The organism is Pseudomonas sp. Leaf129, from assembly GCF_001423465.1.
Lineage (GTDB): Bacteria > Pseudomonadota > Gammaproteobacteria > Pseudomonadales > Pseudomonadaceae > Aquipseudomonas > Aquipseudomonas coleopterorum.
Genome location: NZ_LMOC01000006.1, coordinates 208,177 through 226,847, shown reverse-complemented (window position 1 = coordinate 226,847; position 18,671 = coordinate 208,177). Strand labels below are relative to the sequence as shown.

General features: G+C 63.5%; 18 protein-coding genes. 9 read left to right on the top strand and 9 right to left on the bottom strand.

Annotation, left to right across the window (positions count from 1 at the left end; genetic code table 11):
- The first annotated feature begins 11 nt into the window (after positions 1-11).
- Positions 12-1,394: a cysteine--tRNA ligase gene (gene cysS / locus ASF66_RS09085; protein ID WP_056843594.1), complete on the top strand. Its 1,383-nt coding sequence runs from the start codon at positions 12-14 to the stop codon at positions 1,392-1,394.
- Between the two features lie 299 nt (positions 1,395-1,693).
- Positions 1,694-1,903, top strand: a complete 210-nt coding sequence (locus ASF66_RS09080; RefSeq protein ID WP_043185825.1) for a hypothetical protein — start codon at positions 1,694-1,696, stop codon at positions 1,901-1,903.
- Positions 1,904-2,019: 116 nt separating this feature from the next.
- Here the strand turns inward: ASF66_RS09080 and ASF66_RS09075 are convergent, their stop codons facing one another.
- The 7 genes from ASF66_RS09075 to ASF66_RS09045 are packed head-to-tail and all read right to left on the bottom strand — an operon-like array spanning position 2,020 to position 8,503.
- On the bottom strand, positions 2,020-3,060 hold the full coding sequence (locus ASF66_RS09075; RefSeq protein WP_056843593.1) for an ABC transporter substrate-binding protein: 1,041 nt from the start codon (positions 3,058-3,060) through the stop codon (positions 2,020-2,022).
- Positions 3,057-4,199, bottom strand: coding sequence for an NAD(P)/FAD-dependent oxidoreductase (locus ASF66_RS09070; RefSeq protein WP_056843592.1), 1,143 nt, complete (start codon positions 4,197-4,199; stop codon positions 3,057-3,059). Before ASF66_RS09070 ends, ASF66_RS09075 begins: the two co-directional genes overlap by 4 nt.
- Positions 4,196-5,551 (bottom strand): FAD/NAD(P)-dependent oxidoreductase, encoded by a 1,356-nt coding sequence (locus tag ASF66_RS09065; protein ID WP_056843591.1) that lies wholly within the window; start codon positions 5,549-5,551, stop codon positions 4,196-4,198. Before ASF66_RS09065 ends, ASF66_RS09070 begins: the two co-directional genes overlap by 4 nt.
- Positions 5,548-5,838: a (2Fe-2S)-binding protein gene (locus tag ASF66_RS09060; RefSeq protein ID WP_049858865.1), complete on the bottom strand. Its 291-nt coding sequence runs from the start codon at positions 5,836-5,838 to the stop codon at positions 5,548-5,550. The genes ASF66_RS09065 and ASF66_RS09060 overlap by 4 nt, the downstream gene beginning before the upstream one ends.
- Positions 5,838-6,632, bottom strand: a complete 795-nt coding sequence (locus tag ASF66_RS09055; protein WP_056843590.1) for an ABC transporter permease — start codon at positions 6,630-6,632, stop codon at positions 5,838-5,840. Before ASF66_RS09055 ends, ASF66_RS09060 begins: the two co-directional genes overlap by 1 nt.
- 3 nt (positions 6,633-6,635) lie before the next feature.
- The gene (locus ASF66_RS09050; protein ID WP_056843589.1) at positions 6,636-7,481 is read right to left on the bottom strand and encodes an ABC transporter permease; all 846 of its coding nucleotides are present in this window, start codon (positions 7,479-7,481) and stop codon (positions 6,636-6,638) included.
- Positions 7,478-8,503 (bottom strand): ABC transporter ATP-binding protein, encoded by a 1,026-nt coding sequence (locus tag ASF66_RS09045; RefSeq protein ID WP_056843588.1) that lies wholly within the window; start codon positions 8,501-8,503, stop codon positions 7,478-7,480. Before ASF66_RS09045 ends, ASF66_RS09050 begins: the two co-directional genes overlap by 4 nt.
- Before the next feature lie 232 nt (positions 8,504-8,735).
- Between ASF66_RS09045 and ASF66_RS09040 the strand changes: the two genes are divergently transcribed.
- On the top strand, positions 8,736-9,566 hold the full coding sequence (locus ASF66_RS09040) for an IclR family transcriptional regulator (RefSeq protein WP_056843933.1): 831 nt from the start codon (positions 8,736-8,738) through the stop codon (positions 9,564-9,566).
- Between the two features lie 9 nt (positions 9,567-9,575).
- Here the strand turns inward: ASF66_RS09040 and ASF66_RS09035 are convergent, their stop codons facing one another.
- Complete coding sequence (locus tag ASF66_RS09035; RefSeq protein ID WP_056843587.1) at positions 9,576-11,372, bottom strand: sigma-54-dependent Fis family transcriptional regulator; 1,797 nt, start codon at positions 11,370-11,372, stop codon at positions 9,576-9,578.
- A gap of 256 nt (positions 11,373-11,628) precedes the next feature.
- Between ASF66_RS09035 and ASF66_RS09030 the strand changes: the two genes are divergently transcribed.
- The 6 genes from ASF66_RS09030 to ASF66_RS09005 are packed head-to-tail and all read left to right on the top strand — an operon-like array spanning position 11,629 to position 17,566.
- Positions 11,629-12,723 (top strand): ABC transporter ATP-binding protein, encoded by a 1,095-nt coding sequence (locus ASF66_RS09030; protein WP_049858859.1) that lies wholly within the window; start codon positions 11,629-11,631, stop codon positions 12,721-12,723.
- Complete coding sequence (locus ASF66_RS09025) at positions 12,723-13,820, top strand: ABC transporter ATP-binding protein (RefSeq protein WP_056843586.1); 1,098 nt, start codon at positions 12,723-12,725, stop codon at positions 13,818-13,820. The genes ASF66_RS09030 and ASF66_RS09025 overlap by 1 nt, the downstream gene beginning before the upstream one ends.
- Complete coding sequence (locus ASF66_RS09020) at positions 13,817-14,683, top strand: carbohydrate ABC transporter permease (protein ID WP_049858857.1); 867 nt, start codon at positions 13,817-13,819, stop codon at positions 14,681-14,683. Before ASF66_RS09025 ends, ASF66_RS09020 begins: the two co-directional genes overlap by 4 nt.
- Positions 14,684-14,690: 7 nt before the next feature.
- Positions 14,691-15,491, top strand: a complete 801-nt coding sequence (locus ASF66_RS09015) for a carbohydrate ABC transporter permease (protein ID WP_049858856.1) — start codon at positions 14,691-14,693, stop codon at positions 15,489-15,491.
- A 10-nt stretch (positions 15,492-15,501) separates the two neighbouring features.
- On the top strand, positions 15,502-15,774 hold the full coding sequence (locus tag ASF66_RS09010; RefSeq protein WP_049858855.1) for a DUF2160 domain-containing protein: 273 nt from the start codon (positions 15,502-15,504) through the stop codon (positions 15,772-15,774).
- Between the two features lie 46 nt (positions 15,775-15,820).
- A complete protein-coding gene (locus tag ASF66_RS09005) occupies positions 15,821-17,566 on the top strand; it encodes an ABC transporter substrate-binding protein (RefSeq protein ID WP_056843585.1) in 1,746 nt (581 codons plus the stop codon).
- Positions 17,567-17,679: 113 nt separating this feature from the next.
- On the opposite strand, the gene folD is transcribed toward ASF66_RS09005, so the two are convergent.
- Positions 17,680-18,534 carry a bifunctional methylenetetrahydrofolate dehydrogenase/methenyltetrahydrofolate cyclohydrolase FolD gene (gene folD, locus ASF66_RS09000; RefSeq protein ID WP_056843584.1) on the bottom strand — a complete coding sequence of 285 codons (855 nt, stop codon included), beginning with the start codon at positions 18,532-18,534 and terminating at the stop codon, positions 17,680-17,682.
- Between the last annotated feature and the right edge of the window lie 137 nt (positions 18,535-18,671).

The window sequence follows — 18,671 nt, the reverse complement described above, 5'->3', positions numbered from 1 at the left end:
GAGGAATCGTTGTGCTGAACATCTACAACACGCTGAGCAAGAACAAAGAGGTTTTCACGCCGCTGGACGGCAACAAGGTGCGCATGTACGTGTGCGGCATGACCGTGTACGACTACTGCCATCTGGGCCACGGGCGCAGCATGGTCGCCTTCGACCTGGTCACGCGCTGGCTGCGCTACAGCGGCTATGAGCTGACCTACGTACGCAACATCACCGACATCGACGACAAGATCATCAACCGTGCGCGGGACAACGGCGAAAGCTTCGATGCCCTGACCGCGCGCATGATCGATGCGATGCACGAGGACGAAGCGCGCCTGAACATCCTTAAGCCGGACCAGGAGCCTCGTGCCACCGACCACATCCCGGGCATGCTGGCGATGATCCAGACCTTGATCGACAAGGGCTACGCCTACGCACCGGGCAACGGCGACGTGTACTACCGGGTTGGCAAGTTCCAGGGCTACGGCAAGCTGTCGCGCAAGAAGATCGAAGACCTGCGCATCGGTGCGCGCATCGAGGTGGAAGAGGCCAAGCAGGATCCGCTCGATTTCGTCCTGTGGAAGGGCGTCAAGCCTGGCGAGCCAAGCTGGGAGTCACCGTGGGGCCCAGGCCGTCCGGGCTGGCACATCGAGTGCTCGGTGATGTCGACCTGCTGCCTGGGCGACACCTTCGACATCCACGGTGGTGGCAACGATCTGGAATTCCCGCACCACGAGAACGAGATCGCCCAGAGCGAGGCGGCCACTGGCAAGCCTTACGCCAATGCCTGGCTGCATTGCGGGATGATCCGGATCAACGGCGAGAAGATGTCCAAGTCGTTGAACAACTTCTTCACCATCCGCGACGTGCTGGAGAAATATCAGCCCGAGGTGGTGCGCTACCTGCTGGTCTCGAGCCACTACCGCAGCTCGATCAACTATTCCGAAGACAGCCTCAAGGAAGCCAAGGGGGCGCTGGAGCGTTTCTACCATGCGCTCAAGGGCTTGCCCAAGGTGGCGGCGGCGGGTGGCGAGGCATTCGTCGAACGCTTTGCCAATGCCATGAACGATGATTTCGGTACTCCGGAAGCCTGTGCGGTGTTGTTCGATCTGGTCCGCGAGATCAACCGGTTGCGCGACACCGACGTCGACGCTGCCGCGGGCTTGGCCGGCCGCCTGCGCGAATTGGGTGGATTGCTCGGCGTATTGCAGTTGGACTCCGACGAATTCCTGCAAGCCGGCGCAGCCGGTCGCGTCGATGCGGCCCAGGTGGACACCCTCATCGCCGCACGCCTGGCGGCCCGCGCCAACAAGGACTGGGCCGAATCGGACCGCATCCGCGACGAGTTGACGGCCATGGGGGTGGTGCTTGAAGACAGCAAAGGTGTCACGACCTGGCGGTTGGCGGACTGACCAGGTTCACGGCTGGCCTGTCGCCAGCCACTGAGCCATAGCGCTATCTGCGGTCAGTGGATGTGCTGGATACGATCCACGGCGGTGAGTCCTGGACACTATTGGGAAGTGTCTTTTTGCCTGTTTCGGCGATCCTGAGAGAGTTGATTCGAGGTGTATCAATCGGATTGACGAACCTTGGACGGCACGGTGTAATTGATCCAACAAATGCTTGCCAGCTGTTTTGTATTCAGCCTTAGTGCCACAGGTAACCGGAGGGTCGAGCATCTGCCAGACCCTCGACCCGAAAGGGATATTTCATGCAAACCCCACCCAAATTCGAACCCGTCGAACTCGAGCAGATCCATGCCAATATTGGCAAGCTGATGGCCGAGACCGCCAAGCTCAACGCCGAAGCCGGAAAGCTTGCGAGGGAGCGGACGCTGTACCCCATGATGGTCCTTGCAGGATTCATTGGTGCCATTGGCGCTACGACAGGCGCAGCTTTGACGATCCTGTTGAAGTTTTGAATGCAGAAAGCCCCGTATCAGCGGGGCTTTCCTGTTTCAGGAATTTGAACGAGTGTCACGACGGTAGCCATCAATGCACCACTGTCACCGGGTAGTGCGCAACGTCGGCCACCTACCTAGCGCTCGATCGAGCGGCTCCAGCGGGCGTTCCAGGCGGGGCGGAGCTGATTGACCTGGTCCCAGTCGATGGCCACTGCCGTCTCCAGGTACTTCTCCATCGCCTGCACCTGACCACGGGTCTTTTCGGTGGTCGGCGTGTTGGGGTTGGACGGTATCTGGTCGCCTTCTTCCAGCGCCGGTGCTTGCGCCTCGGGGCTCAGCAGATAGGCCGCCAGCTTCTGCGCAAGCTCGGGCTGATCGTTCTTGGCGATCACGCATTCGGCGACGTTGAGCACCACCGCACCTTCCTTGGGTTGCGCGTATTCGACCGGAACACCGCGCAGCTTCAGGGCCGTCACCTGAGTCGGCGTCAGCGGGAACAGCGCCGCTTCGTCGGTCTGGACCATCTCGGAGATCTTCGCCGAGCTTGCGATGTACTCCAGCACATTGGGGCCCACCGTCTTCGGCCATGCCTTGAACCCCGGCTCGACGTCGGTTTCGCTGCCACCCTGCAGCCGGTTGAACATCAGGAAGCCGTGCAGCCCGAAGGTCGATGACGCCAGCGACTGGAACACCAGTTTTTCCTTGAAGCGGCTGTCGGCCATGTCCATCCACGAAGTCGGCGTCGCCCAGCCATTCTTCTTGAACAGGCGCGTGTTGTAGGCCAGCCCGGTTACGCCCAGGCTGACTGCGGCCGCTTGATCCTTGATCCGGGCCTTGGCCGGTATCGCCGCCAGGCCATCGCTGTCCTGCAAGGTGTCGCACAGGCCCATGGAAATGGCGCGGTACATGATGCCGTCATCGAGGAACATCACGTGGATCTGCGGATTGTCCTTGCTCGCCTGAACCTTGGCGAGAATGTCCGAAGAGGTGCCCGGCACGATGACCACCTTCACATCGTTGGCCTGCTCGAACGCTGGCAGCACCTTGTCGGCGTATAAGCGTTCCATGGTGCCGCCGTTCATGCCCAGGTAGAGCGTGGGCCCGGCCTGAGCGCCGGTGGCGGCCAGCAGGGCAGCGAGGGAGAGTGCGTGAACCGTACGTTTGACTGGCTTCATGAAAGCGACCTTCCTTTATGCAGTTCAAGGGGAGAAAAGCGTTGGATGGAAAACGCGTCGATCGGCGCCCGGCTGCGGCCTTCGACGACCAGTTGCGACAGGGCTTCACCGACGGCGGGGCCGATCTGGAAACCGGCCCCGGCAAAGCCGAAGGCGTGGATCAGGCCCGGTTGTACCTGGCTGTGTCCGATCACGGGCTCACGATCGGGCAGATAACCTTCGGTCCCGCTCCAGGTGCGGATTGCCTGTGCACCGTGCAGGAACGGATACAACTCGACGGCGTTGCGCAGGATATCCAAGGTCGCCAGCTGGCCGGGGCGCGCCCGCAACGGGTCCAGCGCAAAACCCTGCCCGCCGCCGAGTACGCAATTGCCACGTGCCACCTGGCGAGCATAGATACCGCCGCCTTCGACACCGGTGCTGACGTCCATGACCACCGGTAGCGGCTCGGTGACCAGCATGGCCGGGTGCCCGCTGGTCATAGGTACGTGCTCGCCGAATTGCTCGGCAATGTGATTGGCCCAGGCCCCGGCACAGTTGAGCAGCCAGGGTGCGCGCAGCCTTTCGCCGTTGCTGCAGGTGACTTCGAATGTCTGGCCATCATGCTCGAAGGCCAGCGGTTGGACCTGCTCCACGATCCGCGCGCCGGCGCGCCGGGCAGCGGCTGCGAAAGCCGGCGACACCAGACGCGGGTTGGCATGCCCATCACCGCTGCACAGCGACGCACCCACTGCCACGTCGCCGACCCAGGCAAACCGCTGACGCAACTGACCATGGTCAAGCAACTCCACACCCAGGTCGAAATCGGCAGCAGCGTCGGCCCAGGCTTGCAGCTTGGCCATATCGGTGTCGCTGCGCGCAAGCTTCAGATGGCCCGAACGGACATACTCGCCATCGATACCGATCAAGCCGGGCAGGTCGCTCCACAGTTCATGGGCACGCTGGGACAGGGGCAGTTGCACCAGCGAGCGGCCCTGACGGCGTACGCCGCCGTAGTTCACGCCACTTGAGCGCGATCCACAGAAATCACACTCCAGCAGCACCACGCGCTGACCGCGCAACGCCAGCATCAGGGCCGCCGACGCACCGACGATCCCGCCGCCGATGATGATCACATCGGTTTCAGCGACGCGGCTCATGGCTGCACCTCGACACCGAAGGGCAACGGCTTGATCGGCGCCTGGGCGCGCAGGCGACCGACTTGCTGTGGTGAACACGCGGCCGCCTGGGCGATGATTTCCACCGCTGCGCTGCCGCACATGCGCCCCTGACACCGGCCCATGCCGACCCGGCAATGGGCCTTGACCCGGTTGATATCGGTGTGGCCCTGAGCGACCACTTGGCGAACTTCGCCGACGCTGATTTCCTCGCATCGGCACAGCATCAAGTCGTCGGGGGCCTGGCTGGCCCACTGCTCGGGGAACGGGAATGCGGCTTCCAGGCCGACGCGAAACCCCTGGATACGCGCCAGCTGTCGCTCGAGCTGTGGGCCACGTTCGCTGTCAATGGTGACGCCCATGTCTTCGAGCAGGGCCAATGCTGCGCGCTCGCCGGCCATTTCCGCCGCATCGGCGCCCATGATCCCGGCACCGTCGCCGGCCAGGTACACGCTCGGCACGCTGCTGCGCCCGGCTCGATCGCGGCTCGGCAACCAGGCGCGATTGAGCGGGCTCCAAGTGAATTGGCAGCCGAGCAGGTCGGCCAGTTGCGTTTCGCTGCGCAACGCATGGGCGAAGGCCAGTCCATCGCAGGCCAGACTGTGTTGGCTGCCAGCGCGTTGCCAGGTGACAGCTTCGACTTTTTGCTCGCCGACGACCTCGACCAAGGTCGCGCCTTGATGTACGGCGATCCCGTGGGCAGTCAGCCAGGCCCGGTAGTACAGGCCCTTGGCCAGGGTCGCAGGCTGAAGCAACAGCCGGGGCAGGGCAGCGACCTGGGCACCGAAGGGCGAGCTGTCCAGCACGGCCAGCACCCGGGCGCCGGCCTTGGCGTACTGGTAGGCCACCAGGTACAGCAACGGCCCGCTGCCCGCGAAGACCACTCGTTCGCCGATGGCGCAACCCTGGGCCTTGAGCGCGATCTGCGCGGCGCCGAGGCTGTACACGCCGGGCAACGTCCAGCCTGGTACTGGCAGGATGCGGTCGGTGGCGCCGGTGGCAATCAGCAGGCGGTCGTACTGGACGGTGCCGACCCGCTGCTGACTGAGCGTGTGCAGGTGGCCATCCTCGGCGTTCCACACCAACGTGTCGGGACGGTAGTCGATCTGCGCGCTCAGCGCGTCCAGCGCCTGATGCACCGCCCCCGCCTTGCGCGCTTCGAAGCCATAAAGTTGATTGGCCGAGCGCTGGAAATTACCCGGCGCACGCCGGTAGACCTGGCCGCCACCCTGCAGCGCTTCGTCTACCAAGCACGGCCGCAGGCCATGGGCGGCCAGGGTCTGCGCCGCGCGAATGCCAGCCGGTCCGGCGCCCACGATCACCACCGCGCTCACGAGCGCCGCCCCAGGTCGCGGTCGACCTGCATGCCCGCTTCCAAGGGCGTGGCGCAGGCACGTACGCGACGACCGTCGCCCAATCGAACCCAACAGTCCTGACAGGCACCCATCAGGCAAAAACCGGCGCGGGCCTGGGCACTGAAGTCGCTACCACGCACATGGTCGGCGCAGGTCAGCACGGCGGTGAGCAGGGTATCCCCCGCCAGGCCGCTCACGGCCTGTCCGTCGAGGGTGAACGGCACCGAAGGCCGATCGAGTTCGGTCAGACGCTTGAACAAGGCCATCAGTTTTTCCCCACCAGTACGCGGTCCAGCCCATACACCCGGTCGAGCAGAATCATGGTCGCGGCGGTCAAGGCGATCACCAGCGCCGACACCGCTGCCATCATCGGGTCGATGGATTCCGTGGCGTATACGTACATGCGCACCGGCAAGGTCTGGGTCGCGGGAGAGGTGACGAAGATCGACAGGGTCACCTCGTCGAAGCTGTTGATGAACGCCAGCAACCAGCCTCCGGCGACCCCCGGCAGGATCATCGGCAAGGTGATCTGCCGAAACAGGGTGAACCGACTTGCGCCCAGCGACTCCGCCGCCTGTTCGGCGCTGCGATCGATACCGATGGCGGCAGCGATCACCAGGCGCAGCACATAGGGTGTGATCACCACCACGTGAGCCAGCATCAGCCAGACGAAACTGCCATTGACGCCCATCAGCGCGAACAGGCGCAGCATGGCCACACCCAGCACCAGGTGCGGAATGATGATCGGCGACAGAAACAGCGCATTGAGAAAGTTGCGTCCCGGAAAGTGATAACGGGTGATCGCCAGCGCCGCCGGTACGGCGATCAAGGTCGCCAGGGTCGCGGCCACCACAGCCAGGATCAGGCTGTTATAGAACGCGTCGATGAAGTCGGCGCGCTCGAACACCGCGCGAAACCAGCGCAGGGAAAAGCCGGAGGTGGGCAGGGTGAGGGTGTTCTCCGGAGTGAACGCCACCAGGCACACCACCACCAGCGGAGCCAGCATGAACACCACCACCAAGGCATGAAACGACAGGGCCAACGGACCGTTCTTGGACATCGATCATTCCCCCAGGGCTTTCTTGTAGCGACCTTCGACCAAGCGGTTCCAGGACAGCATGATCAGCAGGTTGGCCAGCAACAGCGCCACTGCAATGGTCGCGCCCATGGGCCAGTTGAGTTCCGAGAGGTACTGGTCGTAGACCACCGTGGCGACCATCTTCAAGCGTCGGCCACCCAGCAGGCCGGGGATGGCGAACGAGCTGGCCGCCAGGCCGAAGACGATCAGCGTGCCCGACAGCACCCCGGGCATGATCTGTGGCAACACCACCATGCGCATGACCTTCGCCTGGCTTGCGCCCAGCGATTGCGCGGCCTGTTCGGCTGCCGGGTCGAGCTTCTGCAGCGAGGTCCATACCGGGATGATCATGAAGGGCAGCATGACGTGGACCAGTGCCAGAATCACCGCGAACGGTGTGTAGAGCATTTTCAGCGGGCGTCCGCCCAACGCGGCGATGGCCTGGTTGATCAGCCCGTCGGCACCCAGCAGCAGGCTCCAGCCGAAGGCGCGGACCACCACTGAAATCAGCAGCGGCGTGAGGATCAGGATCAGGAAGATCGAGCGCCACGGGGTACCCATGCGGCTGAGAATGTAAGCCTCCGGTACACCGATCACTACGCACAGCAAGGTCACCAGCGCACTGATCCAGAAGGTCCGCCAGAAGATTTCATAAAAGTAGCTGTCGCTGAGCAGGCTGGCGTAGTTGGCGAGCGTATAGCTGTCGCTCTTGACCCCCACCTCGTAGTCGAACAGGTTGAACGACAGCACCAGCGTCAGGCCCAGCGGCACGATCAGCAGGGCGACGAACAGCGCCAGCGCTGGCGCCGACAGCAGGTATCCGCGGCTCATGCGCAGACCTCGTGATCCAGGACGCGAAGCAGTTCGTGCGGCCAGTCGAGGCCGACAGTGATGCCGGTTGTCAGCGGTGCGCTACCATCGTTGCGGCGCACCACGGTGATTTCGCCCAGGGCGGTATCCAGGCGGTACAACCACTGGCTGCCCAGAAAGTAGCGGGTGACGATGCGTCCTTGAATACGGCCTTCACCGGCGGTGCAGATGTCGATCTTCTCCGGGCGCAGGCTCAACATCAGTTCGCCGTCCCCAGCCTGCGCCAGCGCCTGTGGCTGGCCCAGCGCGTCGTACTCGCCGGGCAGCAGGTTGGCCTTGCCGACGAAGCCGGAGATGAACGGCGTGCGCGGGTGCTCGTAGAGTTTGTAGGGTTCATCGATCTGGGTGACTTGGCCCGCTTGCATCACCACCACCCGGTCACTGATGGACAGGGCTTCGGCCTGGTCATGGGTCACCATCAGGGTGGTGATGCCGACTTCGCACTGGATGCGGCGAATCTCGAATTGCATCTCCTCGCGCAGGCTGGCGTCGAGGTTGGACAACGGCTCGTCGAGCAGCAGCACTGGCGGCTGGATCACCAGGGCACGGGCCAGGGCCACGCGCTGGCGCTGGCCTCCCGAAAGCTCCCGCGGGTAGCGCTCGGCATGAGCGGTCAGGCGCACCAGCGCCAGCACCTGGTCGACACGGGTGCGAATGTCGCTGCTGCTCACCTTGCGCATCTTCAGGCCGAACGCGACGTTGTCGCGCACGCTCATGTGCGGAAACAGCGCGTAGCTCTGGAACACCACGCCCAGGCCGCGGCTGCTGGGTTTTGCGTGAGTGATGTCGCGGCCATCGAGGACGATCCGGCCGCTGGTGACGTCGACGAAACCGGCAATCATCTGCAGCGTGGTGGTCTTGCCGCAGCCCGAAGGGCCGAGCAGCGAGACGAACTCGCCCTGGCTGACGCTCAGGTCGGTCGCCACCACGGCCTGTACGGATCCGTAGCGTTTGCACAGTGCTTGAAGTTCGAGAAAGGCCATGGCTGCGTTCTACCTGTCATTGTCGGCCGCATGTGCGGTGCGTTGATCGAGGGCAGAGGCGAAAGGGGTCCTGCAGTGGGGTGGCGCTCGATCTGAGTCGGCTGCCGGCTATTGTTGGTCTCGCCCCGTGGACGAAGAGTAGGACGAAGGCTAGGATGGCGAAAGCGCTTATTTCACTGAGTGGGTAGGTATTTTCCAATTAATCCTTTCAATGAAATCAGGTATGAAGATTATGGATAGTGATTCCATTGAGCGGAATATCGAGCCAGGCGTAGGCAGTGTGTCCAGGCTGTTCGCCGTGTTGCGTGGCTTGTCGGCTGCGCCGGCCGAGGGTGAGCGGGTGATCCAGCTCGCCGAGCGCATCGGTCTGTCGCAACCCACCACCCATCGGCTGTTGCGCGGGCTGGTGGAGGAGGGCATGGTCGAGCAGGATGCCCGCAGCAAACGCTATCGGCTGAGCCTGGAATTCTTCGCCCTGGCCGCGCGTGCCGGTAACGGCAGCAACCTGCGCGAGCTGGCACGGCCCAGCCTGCTGCGGTTGTCGGCCTCTTTGGGTGACTCGCTGTTCCTGCTCGCGCGCAGTGGTTTCGACGCGATCTGCCTGGACCGCAGCGAAGGGCCTTACCCGATTCGGACCTTCACCGGCGACATCGGTGGCCGCGTCGCACTGGGGGTAGGCCAGGGCAGTCTGGCCATCCTCGCGTTCCTGCCCGAGGATGAGCGCGAAACCGTGATCCACTACAACCTGCCGCGGCTCAGGGACCTGCACCTGTACGACGAAGTGCTGCTGCGTTCGGAGGTCGCCAGCGTGCGCCAGCTCGGTTATGCCGCGCGCAACACCGGCGTGTTGCCTGGCATGGCGGGCCTGGCGGTGCCGATACTCGACCGCGATGGCCATGCGGTCGCGGCCCTCAGCGTCGCCACCATCAGCGACCGGCTCGGCCCCGACCGACTGCCCACGGTGGTCGAGCTGCTCAAGCGCGAAGCCGCTGCCATCGGCCCACGCCTGAACCCCTTCGACCCGACCCTGCGCCGACCGTCGCAGACTTTCGGCAAGAGCTGAATCCACGGCTCATAGCGCGTGTCCCTGCGCGCGCAAGCGCTTGTACAGGGTGTTGCGGCTGACACCGAGGCGCCGGGCCAGGCGGGAGATGTTGCCGTCGCTGGCCTGCAGCAGCTCACCCAGGTCGCTGACCTTGGCCAGGGTCAGCAGTGGCCGAGGCGAGGCAGGTGCCTGCGCTGGTTGCAGACCGGCTTCGAGGAGGAAATCTTCAGGCAGATGCTCAAGGCCAATGACGTCCTGATCGGCCAGCACCAGCGCCACCTTGACCACCGCTGCCAGCTGGCGCACGTTGCCCGGCCAGGGATGGACCATGAAGGCCGCCCACACCTCGTCGCTGAAACCCGCAGTCTGCTGCGCTTCACGGTGCGCCTCCCACACCTGCTCGATCAGTTCACGCTTGTCGCTGCGTTCGTTCAGTGTCGGCAGGTGCAAGGTCATGCCCGCCAGGCGATAGTACAGATCCTCGCGGAACAACCCGGCCTGTACCCGTTGGCGCAGGTCTTCATGGGTCGCGGAAATCAGGCGGATATCGACCGGTATCGGATCGCCGCCCCCCAGCGGCTGGATGCAGCGCTCCTGCAGCACGCGCAACAGTCGCGCCTGGGTGGGCAGCGGCATGTCACCGATCTCGTCGAGGAACAGGATGCCTTTGTCGGCCTTGCGCACCAGGCCGGGGCTGCCCTTGTGGCTGGCGCCGGTGAAGGCACCACGTTCGTAGCCGAACAGCTCCGACTCGACCAGTTCGGCGGGAATCGCCGCACAATTGACTGCAACCAGTGGGCACGACGCGCGGTTGCTGGCCCGATGCAAGGCCTTGACCAGCACCTCCTTGCCGGTGCCAGTGTCGCCGCGCAGCAGCAAGGGCACGTCCTTCTCCAGCAGGCGCAGCCCTTGTTGCAAGGCCTTGTCCAGGCGCGGGTCGGAACCACGTCGCGCGGCGGGCGGCGCAGGGCGCAGGGCGGGCTTCTTGAGCAGGCATTGCAGGCGGCTGCGTCCTGGCGGTTGCAGGGCAAAGGTGCGCTCCGGCGGATGGTCGAGCAAGGCCTGGGGCGTCAGTCGGAACAGCTGCTGCAGGGTCAGGCCAGGCAACTCGGCACCCAGCAGGCTGTCGGCGCGACGATTGGCGGCCAGCACGCGACCGCTGTCGTCGAACACCAGCAGCCCGGCCCACTGGCTGTCGAGGTTGTTCACCCCGGTGTTGAAAATCAGCTGGTGATGCCGATCGGCGAACGCCTCCAGGATCAGGCGGTTCTCGACCGTCTGGCTCATCATCTTCACCAGCCCCAGGGTGTGCGAAGGCGGCAGGTGGCTGTCACTGGAGACGTCCAGTACCGCCACCATCTGCCGCTGGGCATCGAAGATCGGTGAAGCCGAACCGTTCATCAGGCGGTTGGCCAGCAGGAAGTGTTCGTCCGGCTCGACATGCACGGCCTGGCGACAAGCCAGCGCCGTGCCGATCGGATTGGTCCCGGCGGCCGCTTCCAGCCAGCAGGCGCCGGGTGCGTGGCCCAGGTGACCGGCACCCGCGCCGGGCTGCGCACCCCAGGACCTGAGCAGACGGGCCTGCGGGTCGGCCAGGCGGATCAGACAACGCGAGTTGCCCAGGATGTGTTCGTAATAGGGCAACACTTCGCGGTGGGTGGTGTGCAGCAAGGCCTGGTGACCGTCGAGCATCTGTTGCAGCGCAACGCGCGCGAGTGGCTCGAACCGCGGCACGTGGTGATGCTCCAGCCCCGCCTCGCGACAGCGCGCCCAGGAGCGTTGAATGAGTTGATCGTGGGCGAGGGTTGGGTTGGATACGGACATGATTCAGGTATCCCGGCGCGCGGCCTTGTTGTTTTTGTTCATGCAGTGTTGTTCACGGTTGTTCATTGTCAATGCGCCAGGCGTTCATTTTTGTTCAGGGGCGAACCTGACCTCCGGCCCACACCTGCGCCCGAACCGTTTGGCTCGCGCCTGCCGGCATGGCAGACGGCAATTGGCACGGTTATCGCTCTGGGTTTGCCAGCAGTCGTACCGACGCAAAGCTGCAACCGCTTCCAATAATAAAAAAGGCGCCGCCATGTCCCTTGTGCTCGAGCAGGTCACTCGTCGTGTGGAAAACCAGTTGTACATCGACAACGCATCGCTGGTACTGGAACCCGGTTCGTTCAATGTCCTGCTGGGACGCACGCTGTCCGGAAAGACCAGCCTGATGCGGCTGATGGCCGGCCTCGACAAACCCGATCAGGGCCGTGTGTTGATGAACGGTGTGGACGTCACCGGCAAGCCGGTACGCCAGCGCAACGTGTCCATGGTCTACCAGCAGTTCATCAACTACCCGACCATGACCGTCTTCGACAACATTGCCTCACCGCTGCGCCAGGCCGGCATGGCGCGCGAGCAGATCGAAGAGCGGGTGCTGCAGACCGCGCGCATGTTGCGCATCGAGCCATTCCTCAAGCGCCATCCACTGGAACTGTCCGGTGGCCAGCAACAGCGCACGGCCATGGCCCGGGCGCTGGTCAAGGATGCCGAGCTGATCCTGTTCGACGAACCCCTGGTCAACCTCGACTACAAGCTGCGCGAAGAACTGCGCTTCGAAATGCGCGAACTGTTCCTGACCCGCCATACCATCGCCGTCTATGCCACCACTGAACCCAACGAAGCCCTGGCATTGGGCGGCACCACCACGATCCTCCACGAAGGGCGGGTGATCCAGAGCGGCAAGACGTCTGAGGTCTATCACCGGCCGGCCAGCGTGCTGGCGGCCGAACTGTTCTCCGAGCCACCGATCAACCTGATCGATGGCCGCATCGGCGGCCAGGAAGTCAGCTTCGCCAACTTCGTTCACTTCGCTCGCAACGTCGATCTGTCTGCCGTGCCGGATGGCGATTACCGCTTCGGCGTGCGCCCCAGCCACATCGGCCTGACGCCGAGCAACGACGATGACCTGGAGCTGGCGGTGACCGTGGAGCTGGCGGAAATCAGCGGCTCGGAGACCTTCCTGCACGTACGCAACGAGTATTTCTCCCTGGTGCTGCACCTGCCGGGGGTCCACGACTATGCCGTGGACGCGGCGATACCGGTGTACATCCCGACCCACAAGCTGTTCGTGTTCCAGCCCGGTGGGCAATTGGTCCAGGCCCCCGGCCTGCGTGTGGCGAGGGCTGCCTGATGGCCGAGATCCGTTTGCAGCACCTGGCCCACAGCTACAGCACGCACCCGTCGGCGCCGGAAGACTATGCGATCCGCGAGATGGATCACATCTGGGAGCAGGGCGGCGCCTATGCCTTGCTCGGCCCGTCCGGCTGTGGCAAATCGACCTTGCTCAACATCATCTCCGGCTTGCTCAGCCCGTCCCACGGGCAGGTGCTGTTCGACGGCAAGGTGGTCAACGACCTGCCGCCCGAGCAGCGCAACATTGCTCAGGTGTTCCAGTTCCCGGTGGTGTACGACACCATGACGGTGTTCGACAATCTGGCCTTTCCCCTGCGCAACCAGGGCAAATCGCCCGAACAGGTGCAGGCCCGAGTGCAGGAAGTCGCCGAAGTCCTGGACCTGCAGCGACTGCTGCAGCGCAAGGCGCGCAATCTCAGCGCCGATGAGAAGCAGAAGGTGTCGATGGGCCGCGGCCTGGTCCGCGATGACGTGTCGGCGATCCTCTTCGACGAGCCGCTGACGGTCATCGACCCGCACCTGAAGTGGAAACTGCGACGCAAGCTCAAGCAGATCCACGAGCAGTTCAACATCACCATGGTCTACGTCACCCACGACCAGCTCGAGGCCTCCACCTTCGCTGACAAGATCGCCGTGATGTACGGCGGTCAGATCGTCCAGTTCGGCACCCCGCGCGAGCTGTTCGAACGACCGGCGCACACCTTCGTCGGCTACTTCATCGGCAGCCCCGGCATGAACCTGGTCGACGTGCTGCCCGAGCGTGGCGGCGTCGGCTTCGGCGGCATTCACGTGCCGTTGTCGGAAGCCTTGCAGGCGCGGATCGCCCAGGGCGGCTGGCAACGCCTGCAGATCGGCATTCGCCCCGAGTTCATCCGCGTCTGGGACGAGAGCTTCGAGGCCGCACTGCACGGCGAACGGGTGCACCTGGAAGACCTGGGCACCTACAAGATCCTGACCCTGGCGCTCGGCGGGCAGACCTTCAAGGTGCGCCTGCCCGAGGACCGCGCCGTGCCGGAAGGTACCGTGTTCATCAGCTTCCCCGCGCAGTGGCTGATGGTCTACGCCGATGATCGCTTGCTGGAGGTGAACCCATGAACAAGGTCCAGAACAACAAGGCCTGGTGGCTGGTGCTGCCGGTGTTCCTGCTGGTGGCCTTCAGCGCGGTGATCCCGATGATGACCGTGGTCAACTATTCGGTGCAGGACATCTTCGATCAATCCAGCCGCTATTTCGTGGGCGCCGACTGGTATCGCCAGGTCCTGCAGGACCCGCGCCTGCACGACTCGCTGTTGCGCCAGTTCATCTACTCGGCCTGTGTGCTGCTCATCGAAATACCCTTGGGCATCGCCATCGCCCTGACCATGCCGGCCAAGGGCCGCTGGTCGTCGCTATGCCTGATCGTCATGGCCATCCCCCTGCTGATTCCGTGGAACGTGGTGGGCACCATCTGGCAGATCTTCGGCCGCGCCGACATCGGTCTGCTGGGCTACACGCTCAATGCCATGGGGATCAGCTACAACTATGCCTCCAATACCTTGGATGCCTGGGTCACGGTGCTGATCATGGACGTCTGGCACTGGACCTCGCTGGTGGCACTGCTGTGCTATTCGGGCCTGCGCGCCATTCCCGACGTGTACTACCAGGCCGCGCGCATCGACCGTGCGTCGAACTGGGCGGTGTTCCGTCACATCCAGCTACCGAAGATGAAAAGCGTGCTGTTGATCGCGGTGATGCTGCGCTTCATGGACAGCTTCATGATCTACACCGAACCCTTCGTGCTGACCGGCGGCGGGCCGGGCAACGCCACCACGTTCCTCAGCCAGACCCTGACCCAGATGGCCGTGGGGCAGTTCGACCTGGGCCCGGCCGCGGCCTTCTCGCTGGTGTACTTCCTGATCATCCTGCTGGTGTCCTGGCTGTTCTATACGGCCATGACCCACAACGACAAGCAAGGTTGAGGCGGCCATGAACAAGCGCAAACTGATCCCCCTGCTGCTGTACATCCTGTTCCTGCTGGTGCCCATCTATTGGCTGCTGAACATGTCGTTCAAGAGCAACGGCGAAATCCTCGGCGGGCTGACGCTGTTTCCCCATGAGTTCACCCTGGCCAACTACCGGGTCATCTTCACCGACCCGAGCTGGTACACCGGCTACATCAATTCGCTGTACTACGTGAGCCTCAACACGCTGATTTCCCTCAGCGTTGCGTTGCCGGCCGCGTACGCCTTCTCGCGCTACCGCTTTCTGGGCGACAAGCACCTGTTCTTCTGGTTGCTGACCAACCGCATGGCCCCGCCGGCGGTGTTCCTGCTGCCGTTCTTCCAGCTGTACTCATCCATCGGCCTGTTCGACACCCATATTGCCGTCGCACTGGCGCACTGCCTGTTCAACGTGCCGCTGGCGGTGTGGATCCTGGAAGGCTTCATGTCGGGCGTGCCCAAGGAGATCGATGAAACCGCCTACATCGACGGCTACAGCTTTCCGAAATTCTTCGTGAAGATCTTCATGCCGCTGATCGGCTCCGGAATCGGCGTGACGGCGTTCTTCTGCTTCATGTTCTCGTGGGTCGAGCTGCTGCTGGCGCGCACCCTGACCTCGGTCGATGCCAAGCCGATCGCGGCGGTGATGACCCGTACGGTTTCCGCCTCGGGTATCGACTGGGGCGTGCTGGCTGCTGCCGGTGTGCTGACCATCGTGCCCGGCATGCTGGTGATCTGGTTCGTTCGCAACCATGTGGCCAAGGGCTTCGCCCTGGGCCGCGTATGAGGAGCCTGTGATGGAGTGGATGGCCTGGACTCTACCGACTGCCCTGTTCTTCGGCGCCATTGCGCTGTTGCTCGCCGGCATGACGTTCTACGAACTGCGCGTGCCCTGCACCGAGCGGCGCGGATTTCTACCGATCGCCACCACCCGTGGCGACCGCTTGTTCATCGGTCTTCTCGGAAGCGCCTACCTGCACCTGCTGGTGATCGGCGTGACCGACTGGAACATCTGGGTCGCCTCGACGCTGTCCCTGGTGTGGTTGCTGGCGGTGATGCGTTGGGGCTGAGCCATGCGGGTCTGCGCAGCGCGAAAATTTCAAACAGGAGGTCACTATGTACAAGAACAATAACAAACTGCGACATAGCATTGCCCTGGCAACCGCACTGGCGTGCGCTGGCCTGAGCGCCGCAGCATGGGCGGATGCCTACGAAGACGCGGCGAAGAAATGGGTCGGCGCCGAATTCAAGCCGTCCACCCTCACGCCCGAGCAGCAGATGGCGGAGATGCAGTGGTTCATCGAGGCGGCCAAGCCTTTCCGCGGCATGAGCATCAACGTCGTGTCGGAAACGCTGACCACCCACGAGTACGAAGCCAAGACCCTGGCCAAGGCGTTCAGCGAAATCACCGGGATCAAGCTCACCCACGACCTGCTGCAGGAAGGCGACGTGGTCGAGAAGCTGCAGACCCAGATGCAGTCGGACAAGAACATCTACGACGGCTGGGTCAACGATTCGGATTTGATCGGTACGCACTTTCGCTACGGCAAGAGCGAGTCGATCACCGACATGATGGCCAGCCCCGAGGGCAAGAAAGCCACCTCGCCGACCCTGGACTTGAAAGACTTCATCGGTATCTCCTTCACCACCGCACCCGACGGCAAGGTCTATCAGTTGCCTGACCAGCAGTTCGCCAACCTGTACTGGTTTCGCGCCGACTGGTTCGAACGGCCCGAGTTGAAGGCCAAGTTCAAACAGATCTACGGCTATGAGCTGGGGGTTCCGGTCAACTGGTCCGCCTATGAAGACATCGCCAAGTTCTTCTCCGAAGACGTCAAGGAAATCGACGGCAAGCGCATCTACGGGCACATGGACTACGGCAAGAAAGACCCTTCCCTGGGCTGGCGCTTCACCGATGCCTGGTTCTCCATGGCCGGTGGTGGCGACAAGGGCCTGCCCAACGGCTTGCCGGTGGACGAGTGGGGTATTCGCGTGGAGGACTGCCATCCGGTGGGTTCCAGCGTGACCCGTGGCGGCGACACCAACGGCCCGGCCGCCGTGTATGCCACCCAGAAGTACGTCGACTGGATGCGCGCCTACGCACCACCTGAAGCCCAGGGCATGACCTTCTCCGAATCCGGACCGGTACCGGCCCAAGGCAACATCGCCCAGCAGATCTTCTGGTACACCGCGTTCACCGCCGACATGACCAAGCCTGGCTTGCCGGTGATGAATGACGACGGCACGCCCAAGTGGCGCATGGCGCCATCGCCCAAGGGCCCGTACTGGGAGGAGGGGATGAAACTGGGCTATCAGGACACCGGTTCCTGGACCTTCCTCAAGTCCACCCCCGAGAAGCAACGTCTGGCCGCCTGGCTGTATGCGCAGTTCGTGACGTCGAAGACGGTGTCGTTGAAAAAGACCATCGTCGGTCTGACCCCGATTCGCGAATCGGACATCAATTCCCAGGCCATGACCGATCTGGCGCCGAAGCTGGGTGGTCTGGTGGAGTTCTACCGCAGCCCGGCCCGCGTGCAGTGGACCCCGACCGGCACCAACGTGCCTGACTATCCCCGTCTGGCGCAGCTGTGGTGGAGCCACATTTCCGAGGCGGCCAGCGGCGAGAAGACCCCGCAGCAGGCGCTCGACGGCCTGGCCAAGGATCAGGACGCGATCATGACCCGCCTGGAACGCAGCAAGGTGCAGCCGGTGTGTGGGCCGAAGATGAACCCCGAGCGCGACGCCCAGTACTGGTTCGACCAACCCGGCGCGCCCAAACCCAAACTGGCCAACGAAAAACCCCAGGGCCAGACCGTGGGCTACGCCGAACTGGTCAAGTCGTGGGAGGATGCAAGGAAATAGCAGCGCTGCGGTGCGTCCGATGAACCGTGGCGCCTGCTTCGCGGCCAGGGACCGCTCCTACGGGACGTCGATTCATCCGTAGGAGCGGTCATTGGCCGCGAAAGGGGCTCAGATCACTTGTGCAAGGTCTGTGCTGCATAGAGGGTATTTTCCAGCAGGCAGGCGCGGGTCATCGGACCCACGCCGCCTGGCACCGGCGTGATCCAGCCGGCGCGGGGCAGGGCGGTTTCGTACACGACATCGCCCACCAGCTTGCCATCGGCCTGACGGTTGATGCCCACGTCGATGACGATCGCACCTTCCTTGATCCATTCGCCCTTCACCAACCCCGGCTTGCCAGCGGCGACCACCACCAGGTCGGCGCGGCCTACGTGGCCCGCCAGGTCTTTGGTGAAACGGTGCGTCACGGTCACGGTGCAGCCTGCCAGCAACAGTTCCATGGCCATGGGCCGACCGACGATGTTGGAAGCGCCCACTACCACCGCGTCCATCCCGTACAGATCCTGGCCGGTGCTTTCCAGCAGCGCCATGATCCCTTTGGGCGTGCAGGGGCGCAGCAACGGAATGCGCTGGGCCAGGCGGCCGACATTGTAAGGATGGAAACCATCGACGTCCTTGTCCGGGCGGATGCGCTCGAGCAGCAACGAGGCATCCAAGTGGTCCGGCAGCGGCAACTGCAACAGGATGCCGTCGATATCGGTATCGGCATTGAGGGTGTCGATCAGCGTCTCCAACTCCAGCTGCGAGGTCGCGCTCGGCAGGTCGAAGGCGCGGGAAACGAATCCGACTTCTTCGCAGTCCTTGCGCTTGTGCGATACATAGACCTGGGAAGCGGGGTCGGTGCCCACCAGAATCACCGCGAGCCCTGGCGTGCGCAGGCCCTGCTGACGACGCTCGGCAACCTGATGAGCGATCTGCTGGCGCAGGTTGGCGGCGATCGCCTTGCCGTCGATAAGTTGTGCAGTCATGACGCGTGATTAACCATCGAAAAGGAATGAAAATGTGCGCGCATTCTCGCATGTCGCACGCCCAGGGCAAAGGCGCTTGCTTCGCGAAACCTCCTAAGCCCTTTAATTAAATGAATTTTTTTGAAAAAAGAGTTGAC

Coding starts and splice junctions, on each gene's coding strand:
- ASF66_RS09060 (WP_049858865.1), bottom strand. CDS start 5,838: ATGGCCTTGTTCAAGCGTCTGACCGAACTCGATCGGCCTTCGGTGCCG.
- ASF66_RS09005 (WP_056843585.1), top strand. CDS start 15,821: ATGTACAAGAACAATAACAAACTGCGACATAGCATTGCCCTGGCAACC.
- ASF66_RS09020 (WP_049858857.1), top strand. CDS start 13,817: ATGAACAAGGTCCAGAACAACAAGGCCTGGTGGCTGGTGCTGCCGGTG.
- ASF66_RS09080 (WP_043185825.1), top strand. CDS start 1,694: ATGCAAACCCCACCCAAATTCGAACCCGTCGAACTCGAGCAGATCCAT.
- folD (WP_056843584.1), bottom strand. CDS start 18,534: ATGACTGCACAACTTATCGACGGCAAGGCGATCGCCGCCAACCTGCGC.
- ASF66_RS09025 (WP_056843586.1), top strand. CDS start 12,723: ATGGCCGAGATCCGTTTGCAGCACCTGGCCCACAGCTACAGCACGCAC.
- ASF66_RS09070 (WP_056843592.1), bottom strand. CDS start 4,199: ATGAGCCGCGTCGCTGAAACCGATGTGATCATCATCGGCGGCGGGATC.
- ASF66_RS09040 (WP_056843933.1), top strand. CDS start 8,736: ATGGATAGTGATTCCATTGAGCGGAATATCGAGCCAGGCGTAGGCAGT.
- ASF66_RS09050 (WP_056843589.1), bottom strand. CDS start 7,481: ATGAGCCGCGGATACCTGCTGTCGGCGCCAGCGCTGGCGCTGTTCGTC.
- ASF66_RS09045 (WP_056843588.1), bottom strand. CDS start 8,503: ATGGCCTTTCTCGAACTTCAAGCACTGTGCAAACGCTACGGATCCGTA.
- ASF66_RS09075 (WP_056843593.1), bottom strand. CDS start 3,060: ATGAAGCCAGTCAAACGTACGGTTCACGCACTCTCCCTCGCTGCCCTG.
- ASF66_RS09015 (WP_049858856.1), top strand. CDS start 14,691: ATGAACAAGCGCAAACTGATCCCCCTGCTGCTGTACATCCTGTTCCTG.
- ASF66_RS09035 (WP_056843587.1), bottom strand. CDS start 11,372: ATGTCCGTATCCAACCCAACCCTCGCCCACGATCAACTCATTCAACGC.
- ASF66_RS09010 (WP_049858855.1), top strand. CDS start 15,502: ATGGAGTGGATGGCCTGGACTCTACCGACTGCCCTGTTCTTCGGCGCC.
- ASF66_RS09030 (WP_049858859.1), top strand. CDS start 11,629: ATGTCCCTTGTGCTCGAGCAGGTCACTCGTCGTGTGGAAAACCAGTTG.
- ASF66_RS09055 (WP_056843590.1), bottom strand. CDS start 6,632: ATGTCCAAGAACGGTCCGTTGGCCCTGTCGTTTCATGCCTTGGTGGTG.